The organism is Paenibacillus sp. 01T442 (assembly GCF_056398345.1).
On the sequence record NZ_JBFTPF010000129.1, the window covers coordinates 1 to 8,529 of the forward strand.

An 8,529-nucleotide genomic window follows, 5' to 3' on the forward strand; every position below is an offset into this window, starting at 1 on the left:
ATCATATACATCCGCTTCCATGTTCATACAAATTTCAAAAAGTATCTGTTTTTATGACGCGAAAATGTCAATTTTAGAATAATAGTAAACTTAACTTATATTATGTAAACAATAATCATTTATTATGGATCCCCCACGGGAAACATTTGTTATAACTGTATTTTCAATTGCACAAGATTCTATTCAACCGTTATGCTACTCGTAAATACTTAATCTTGTGGAGGCCATAACGATGTTAAAAATCGGAATTATTCTCGGCAGCACTCGCCCAGGACGTAGAGGCGAAGTCGTCGCTCAATGGGTACATGAAGTAGCGAGCAAACGTACGGATGCAATATTTGAGATCGTCGATCTGGCAGATTTTAGTTTGCCACTTTATGATGAACCTCATCCACCTATGATGATGAAATACACGAAAGAACATACCATTGCTTGGTCGAAAGCAATTCAGGGTTACGACGGCTACATCTTCGTGACACCAGAGTATAATCATGCCGTACCAGCGGCGCTGAAGAACGCGCTAGATTTCCTATTCAATGAATGGAAAGATAAAGCAGCTGGCATCGTCAGTTATGGTGGAGGTACGGGCGGAGCGCGTGCTGCAGAGAACCTAAGACTCATCTTAGCTGAATTACATATTGCCGGCGTGCGTGCTCAGGTAACCTTGTCCCTCTTTACTGATTTTGAGAACTTCACAGTGCTCAAGCCCAATCCGCGTCAGGATGCCGCTGCGAACACCATGTTTGATCAAGTCATTGCTTGGAGCGGGGCTTTGAAGACATTGCGTTAATACCTATCCAAGCAAAAGAATGTGAAAAAAGCTGATTTTAGGGTTCCCCTATTTCAGCTTTTTTGGTCTATTTCATCAAAACGCAAGGTGAACATAATCGCATATTCAATCCTGCTTAGCGCTTCAGGTGTGAAATCCGACGTACGAATTTCATTCGTACTCGTCGCATGCATTCCCCAGACATGAACGGACTCATTCGTGTTGAGGATGCGGGGGTCACTATTTTGAATCAAACCTATAGCGTTCAGTTGATTATCCCATGGAGCGGTAAAAACAGCTATGTTTGATCCTGAATGAGATCGCAAACCTACTTTTATCGTGTTCAGAGCAGCTTGCCCTTCTATAGCAACTTTATCTATGGAGATGATGACCTCCAGTTCTTTACTTTTTTCCGCTTGTGTCTGAAAGAACAAATCGCCAATTGCCCCGATCGTCTTCTCTTTCTTTCCATTTCGCCAAATATCAATATCCAACGTTGCATGTGGTTTCGTACCTTGATAACGTAATTGAAATGCTCCCGACATTGCCCCCATAAATGGCTTGAATTTAGCACCATCCCCCTTGAACAACTCTACAGGTGTAAGAGCTATTTCATTAGCTTTAAGGCTTGGTTTATACTCAAATAATTCTGAACAACCAACTGTCAATAACGCCAGCATGGTTATCACAAGAGATAGTCTAAAACATTTAAAAATACGATGTGTCATGGCTCTTCCTCACTTTTATAATTTATGTATATATATTCCATATGAAGTTTGTGAATTCCTTCCAGTTGTAAAAATCTTTACATAACTAATATTATGTTATCTAAAATTCATGAAAGGCGAATCCCTGCCGGCGCCCGTTCCACCCGAGATAGTCGATTTCCCCTACTATCTCGCCCAACCAAAAAACCGCTCCCTGCACGCAGGAAGCGGTCCACACACTTACTTTTTAGCGATTACAGGATCAGCTTGGCTTTGCATTTCAGCCACAATTTTATCGATCCCTGCTTGCTTCAACTTGTCTTTGAAAATATGCAAACCATGTCCAGCATCGCTAGGATCAACTAAGCCGTAGAACAATGGTTTACCATAAGTTTCCATTACGTTGCTGACAGCTGCAACTTCATTCTTCACTTTAGTATCATCGAACGTAAATGTCTCCAAAGGATGGTTAACTGTTACGGTTTTCTTCCAGTTCTCTGTGAATTTAATTGTCTCTTCAGCTACTGTCGAATCCAGACGCTCATTCAATGAGTTCCAGCCCCATGGATCTGTACCCGATGGCGGGAAATCAGCCGACGCAGGTAGAGGTTTGAATTGATCTTTGCCTACTGGCTCATAATGCTTGCCTTTGATACCGTAGTTCGTCAAATCATGAATCTCAGGGTCATAACGAAGAAGGTCAATCGCCATCAATGCGCGCTCATAGTTCTTGGAACCCGCGTGAATGGACATCCCATTGTTGATGAATGGATTGGATAGACGTTTCTTGTCTGCACTTAGATCGTATAGCTCCACTTTCCAATCCGGATGCGTCGTTTGCATTTCGGATTTCGTGCGCAGCAGAGTGCCTAGATTCCACTCAACGGAAGCTAATTTACCATCTTTGAAAGCTTGTGTTTTATCTACTTTGTTGGCAATCGCATCACGGGACCAAGCACCAACTTTTTGAGTATCGAACATTTTCTTAGAGAATGTAGCGAATTCCGGAGTATCAACATAGCTGAAAAGCTTGCCTGTTGCTTCCGTTACTTTATATACGATAGGCAGCTGCGGCACGACAAAGTTCCACTCGTTCGGCTGAATCAACTCTACCGAATTAAACTCACTTACCCCAATGCTTGGCTTGAAATCTTTCTCTTTCTCCGAGATCACTTTCAAGTAATTTACATAATCATCATACGTTTTCAGCTCAGGCAAATTATATTTCTGACGCAGATCGCCACGAATACCAATCATATGATAGCTGTACTCAAAATTGTTTTGCGGAATCATGTAAATTTTCCCGTTAATCTTCGCTTGCTCCCAAGCGACCTTCGGCTCTTCGGCCCATGTTTTTGGCGCGAATTTCTTGATTAGATCCTCCGTCAAAGGCATGAAACCATTCTTCGTAGCTTGCTGAGCATAATAGGACCACGTCGCTGAGAAGACAAGATCGAAATCTTCATTCGCAGCAAACATCAAAGGATATTTCTGTTGATATTCGCCCCAATCCAAGAAGCTAATATCGAGTGTGGCATTAATCTTTTGCTTCATTAATTTATTGACTTCCCCATATACCTCATCAAAAGCCTTCGGCTTGGAGCCTAACAGAACCGTTTTCAGCTTAACTTCCTTGCTTGTATCAATACCCGTATTAGCAGCTGCAGTCGCGGAAGCGCTTGCTTGTGGAACCACTGATGTACTTGGAGAAGGCGATGCTTCTTTGGTGCTGCAAGCTGTGAGTACAGTTCCCATTGCAAATAAGGATGCCAGACTGAGTGTGGCTAATTTCTTCGTGTTTGCCATGTTATTCTCCCCTTATAAATGATAGATAAGTTATGATAAACCGGGAATAGGAATTCCCGGGGCTACCCTTTTTTACCCTTTTACAGCTCCAACTGTCAAGCCTTGAACGAAATAACGCTGTACGAACGGATACAAGAAAATGATCGGTCCCGTTACAAGAATGGCTAAGGCCATTTTCAAACTCTCGCCAGGCAAGTCAGTTACCTGCATACCGGTTATCGCCATAACCTTGCGAATCCCTTCGAGATTTCCTAACATTTTATAAAGTAAATATTGCAGGGTGTACAGTTTCTCATTCTGCACAAACAGCAACGAGTTAAACCAATCGTTCCAATAATTCAGCGCGGTGAACAAGCCAATCGTAGCTAGACCGGGTTTAGCCAAAGGGATAATCAATCGTACGAAGATCGTGAAATCCCCTGCTCCATCGATTTTGGCAGATTCAGTAATCGCATCCGGGATGCTGCGCAAAAACGTTCGTAAGATGATAATATAGAACACATTTAACAATGGCGGGACAAGCAGCGCCCAGAACGTATTCTTCATGTGTAAATAGTTAACCATTAAGATATACCAGGGAACAAGTCCACCGTTAAACAACGTCGTAAAGTAGAAGAAGAACGAAAATCCGCTGCGCCATTCAAAATCCTGACGTTGCAGCACATACGCTGCCATCGCGGAAATAAATAATCCGACAACTGTACCTGTCACCGTTAAAGTGATGGTCAACAAATACGAACTCACAAATTGCTGTGGATGCTTGAGCGCGAAGGTGTAGGCATCCCACGAAAATTCCTTTGGCCATAAGCGAAACCCATCGCTAGTAATCGATGACTCACTCGTTAATGAGCCACTGATGATGAGCAAGAACGGAATCAAGCATGCCAAACATATCACTGCTATAAAGACATAGCCAACCGCATCCAAGATTCGCTGATCGATTTGACTCTTTTTTACACTGGTCGTACTCATAGTTCCACCTCGCAAGTTGCTGTAAGTTTAGAATAACGCATTATCTTTATCGGATTTACGTACTAGGAAATTCGTCACCATGATGGTTACAAAACACAGAATGGATTGATAGAAGCCGATCGCAGACGACATGCCGATTTCATTATTGACCAGTAGTGAGCGGTATACATAAGTGTCAATGACATCTGTCGTTTCATAAAGCAGGCCGTTATTACCCACAAGCTGATAGAACAGTCCGAAATCACCACGGAAAATGCCGCCAATCGCTAACAGCACAAGTATTGTAATCGTTGGTCGAAGTGATGGTAAGGTGATGTATCGAATGCGCTGGAACACGTTGGCTCCATCGATTTCGGCTGCTTCATATGTCTCACGGTCAATGCTCAGAATGGAGGCCATATAGAACACGGCGCCATACCCCACTGCTTTCCAAGCCGAGAAGAATACCAAGATATATTTCCAATACTCCGTCGTTGTATAGATATCTAATTCAGGAATGTGCAACGCACGCAGAACCGTGTTTACGGTTCCATGCTCGTAGTTAAACAAATTGTAAGCAACCGCCCCTAYGACAACCCAGGATAAAAAGTAAGGTAAAAACATAACCGTTTGCGCTGTTTTTCGAAACAGCTTGGACCCGATCTCCGCCATGAAGATGGCGACAATAATTTGCAAACCATTATTAATTAGAATGAATGCCGCATTGTACAGCAGTGTGTTCCTGGTTACTCGGAAGGCATCTCCTGTCATAAAGAAAAACTTAAAGTTGTCCAAACCTACCCATGGGGACCCCATTATTCCTAAATCATAGCGATACTGCTTGAACGCCAGCACAATGCCTGCCATCGGTACATAGCTGAACAGCAAGAAGTAAATAACAGCCGGCGCAATCATGAATAACAGCGCTTTCTTGGATCTMATGCGATACAGGAGTCCTGTTCTCATCTCTACCTTTCCCCCATCCGTTTCTAGTTGTCTCTCTCCTGTATCTAAATTAACAGGTTACATGGAACGTGATAACCCGACAAAATATCGATTCCMTGTAACTTTTGCAGATAAGTCCTGTAGCTAGTGGTATTGCGTGTAAATATGAGATAATCTATAGCTACATCTAAGGGGGGTTGCCTGTCATGAAACTTCTATTTGCAGAAGATGAGAAATTCACGCGAGAAGGCGTACTCAAATCCGTCAGTTGGGAGCGTCTTGGCATCACCGAACTCCATGAAGCTGTAGACGGTCTGGATGCTGTGGCTATTGCGGAACAGTTTAAACCGGACATCGTGCTCACTGATATTCGCATGCCGCGGATGGATGGCATCGAACTTGCCTTTCATCTTCGCCGCAAGTACCCGCAGTGCAAAATCGTCTTTATGAGCGGCTATGCCGATAAAGAATATTTGAAAGCCGCGATAACCTTGAAGGCGGTTAGTTATGTCGAGAAACCAATTGATGTGGAAGAGTTGGAAGATGCTCTGCGGGGAGCAATTGATATCGTGCTGGAAGAACAGCGACATGTTGCCAATGATACGGTAGCCAAAGAAAACAAGAGTTACATGAAGCAAGAAGCCGCTTTGCAGTTGATTCGCGGCGGTTACGATGAGGATATGCTGCATAGTCGCTTATTGGCGGCTGATTTCACAGCAGTCATGCAAGCGCCCGCTGCAACGGCTGTCATCAAGCTGATTTCACCAGGATCACGGAAAGAATCGCTGGGACATTTAATAGATGAAGCGCTTGCTGGCTGTGAGCTGCCTTATTTGTACGCTTGGAAAGATGATCATCACGCGATCGTTCACTTCTTTTCACAGCAGAATGACAGTATCGCGATCAGCCATGTTCAACATCTGTGCTATGAGCTGTCTACTGCCTTGAAGCGGGAGTATGATTTATTTTCCATCGCAGCGGGCAAAATTGTCCCTTCCGCCTATAAGCTGCAGGAGTCCTATACGAGTGCTGTGCTTCGCTTACAGGAGTCGTTTTTTCACAAACCGTGCTCCCTCATTTTGCATGATAATACGGGAAGTGATGCACAATCGCTGCATTACGTGTCGCAGCCTGAACAACTCGTCCGCTTCTCGGAAGCGCTGTCTGAAGAGCATTTCGCTGACGCCGATCAGCTGCTCGCGACGATAACCGCCGATATTCGCCAGCATCCAGGCACGCTGATTGTTAGTGTGAAAGAACTCTACTACCGCTTCATTCTGGAAATKGACAAATTCGCTCATGGTCGAAATATCACCCTCTTCGACACCTCGGAGGAAAATGATGTGGCTTGGAAGCTGATCCTGGAATGTCATTATTTGGACGATATCCACCGTGTGACAGCCATGAAACTAGACGAATTGAAAAAAGCCATTCAAGAGCGCTCGAGCGGCGGCATGTCGTCAACAAGCTCCCGAATCGTACGTTTCATTCATCTCCACTATGCCGATGACGATCTTTCTGTCCAGGACGTGAGTGATCATATGCAGATGACGGCTTCTCATCTTATTTCGATCTTTAAGGATGCTACAGGGAAAACGATCAAGCAATATGTGACCGAATATCGGATGGAAAAAGCGAAGGAACTGCTGCGCAATAACCGGCTAAAGGTCCTCGATGTGGCTTCGCAAGTGGGTTATAAGGACGGGGAGCATTTCGCCAAAATTTTCCGCAAATCCACGGGTATGACACCTTCCGAGTATCGGGAGCGATGCCAGTCATGATGTTCTCATTCATTCAAATGCTGCGCAAATGGCTGTACAATACGAAGCTGCGTCACAAAATCATGTACACCTATTTGCTGCTGATCATGCTTCCACTCGGCTTCTATCAGTTCATTGCTTCGGAGAAAATGTCCGATATCATCATCAATCATGTCACCTATTCGGCTAAGCAAGGCTTCGATCAGACGTATTCCTTTCTGAATTATCGCGTCCAGCGGATTGCAGAGACAACGAATATTCTCGTTTCCAACTCGGCCATCTCGGACATTCTGATGGATAACAATGTAACCAGTGATATCAATCGTGAGCTGCAGGAATACGCTAATCTCAAGAAGCTGCTGCGCTCCATGCAGGATAGTCTCGATATTTCACGTGTCATCCTTTACGTGCCGAGTGCTTTTATTTTCGCGAATGAGACTGAGAATTTCTTATCACTAAATGAAACCAAGGACAGTCCTTGCTTCGACCGTTTAAATGACTTGCATGCCAAATATTTATGGTGCTCAGCCCCTGAACTTGGGGAGAAAGCCACACATGACAATTCTTCGCTTTATGTGGTTCGAAGTATATTGGATCCGAACAATTATGCCATTCCGATCGGTCAATTGCGCGTTGATGTACAAGCGGAAACGATTCGTTCCATGCTGAGTAAAGCGAATGTGGTCAGAAACAGTACGACCTTCTTGGTGGATCAGAATCAACAAATCATCCTATCCTCGGATCCTTCAGTGACCACGCTAGTCAATTTGCCTGATACATGGGACGATGCAGTCTCCACCACTTGGCAAACGAATAACAATTACTATTTGTTCCGGCAACTGCCTTCCAATTGGGGAATGGTCACTGTCATTCCATTGCATGAGGTCGTGCAGCAAAGTCATCAATTGCGCAATGATTTGTTGGTTATATTGCTCATCGTGACGGTCATCGCCTACTTGTTAGCCTACCTCTTCTCCTTCTCCGTCACACGACGTGTCACGCAATTGACTAGCCGCTTACGGGATGTGCAGAATGGAAACCTCATCGCGCTCGCTCAGACGCAAGGTCGAGATGAAATTGGTGAGCTGATCCAAACATATAATTACATGATCGAGCAAATAAGCTCCATGAATAAGGAACATTACCGTCTGGGACAAGAGGTCAAAAATGCAGAGTTAAAAGCACTCCAATCGCAGATAAACCCACATTTTCTGTATAATACATTGGATCTGATAAACTGGATGGCGGACAGCGGCCTGAACACGGACATTAAGAAAGTCGTCAAGGCACTAGCTCGTTTCTATAAAGTCAGCCTCAGCAGCGGCAAAGATATTATCACCCTGCGTGAGGAGCTGCAGCATGTTTCGTTCTATGTGCAGATTCAGAATATTCGTTTTGAAAATAAAATTGATTTCCAGATTGACGTCCCTGAAGAGCTGCTTAGTCATCCTATTCCCAAAATCACCCTGCAGCCACTTGTCGAGAATGCCATTCTACATGGAATATTAAGTCGAACCCAGCGTGAAGGCAGCATCTCGATTCGGGCTTATCTGGAAGATCACACGATGCATCTCCTCATCAAAGATGACGG

Annotated in this window: 7 protein-coding genes; 3 read left to right on the top strand and 4 right to left on the bottom strand. The window is 44.3% G+C overall.

Annotation, left to right across the window (positions count from 1 at the left end; genetic code table 11):
• The first annotated feature begins 232 nt into the window (after positions 1-232).
• Positions 233-790, top strand: coding sequence for an NADPH-dependent FMN reductase (locus AC1DLM_RS33770; protein WP_441991836.1), 558 nt, complete (start codon positions 233-235; stop codon positions 788-790).
• A gap of 53 nt (positions 791-843) precedes the next feature.
• Here the strand turns inward: AC1DLM_RS33770 and AC1DLM_RS33775 are convergent, their stop codons facing one another.
• The 4 genes from AC1DLM_RS33775 to AC1DLM_RS33790 all read right to left on the bottom strand — a co-directional run bounded on the left by AC1DLM_RS33775 (position 844) and on the right by AC1DLM_RS33790 (position 5,199).
• Positions 844-1,497, bottom strand: a complete 654-nt coding sequence (locus AC1DLM_RS33775; protein ID WP_477572431.1) for a hypothetical protein — start codon at positions 1,495-1,497, stop codon at positions 844-846.
• A gap of 219 nt (positions 1,498-1,716) precedes the next feature.
• On the bottom strand, positions 1,717-3,282 hold the full coding sequence (locus AC1DLM_RS33780; RefSeq protein ID WP_477572432.1) for an ABC transporter substrate-binding protein: 1,566 nt from the start codon (positions 3,280-3,282) through the stop codon (positions 1,717-1,719).
• Between the two features lie 72 nt (positions 3,283-3,354).
• Positions 3,355-4,254 carry a carbohydrate ABC transporter permease gene (locus AC1DLM_RS33785; RefSeq protein ID WP_441991839.1) on the bottom strand — a complete coding sequence of 300 codons (900 nt, stop codon included), beginning with the start codon at positions 4,252-4,254 and terminating at the stop codon, positions 3,355-3,357.
• A 27-nt stretch (positions 4,255-4,281) separates the two neighbouring features.
• Positions 4,282-5,199, bottom strand: coding sequence for an ABC transporter permease (locus tag AC1DLM_RS33790; RefSeq protein ID WP_477572433.1), 918 nt, complete (start codon positions 5,197-5,199; stop codon positions 4,282-4,284).
• A gap of 185 nt (positions 5,200-5,384) precedes the next feature.
• Between AC1DLM_RS33790 and AC1DLM_RS33795 the strand changes: the two genes are divergently transcribed.
• Positions 5,385-6,959 carry a response regulator gene (locus AC1DLM_RS33795; protein WP_477572434.1) on the top strand — a complete coding sequence of 525 codons (1,575 nt, stop codon included), beginning with the start codon at positions 5,385-5,387 and terminating at the stop codon, positions 6,957-6,959.
• Positions 6,956-8,529, top strand: a 1,574-nt coding sequence (locus tag AC1DLM_RS33800) for a cache domain-containing sensor histidine kinase (protein ID WP_477572435.1), incomplete at its 3' end; no start/stop codon positions are given. The genes AC1DLM_RS33795 and AC1DLM_RS33800, both read left to right, overlap by 4 nt.

What these genes read in the sequence shown, in the direction of transcription:
- AC1DLM_RS33770 (WP_441991836.1), top strand. Translation starts at nt 233, where the DNA reads ATGTTAAAAATCGGAATTATTCTCGGCAGCACTCGCCCAGGACGTAGA.
- AC1DLM_RS33775 (WP_477572431.1), bottom strand. Translation starts at nt 1,497, where the DNA reads ATGACACATCGTATTTTTAAATGTTTTAGACTATCTCTTGTGATAACC.
- AC1DLM_RS33780 (WP_477572432.1), bottom strand. Translation starts at nt 3,282, where the DNA reads ATGGCAAACACGAAGAAATTAGCCACACTCAGTCTGGCATCCTTATTT.
- AC1DLM_RS33785 (WP_441991839.1), bottom strand. Translation starts at nt 4,254, where the DNA reads ATGAGTACGACCAGTGTAAAAAAGAGTCAAATCGATCAGCGAATCTTG.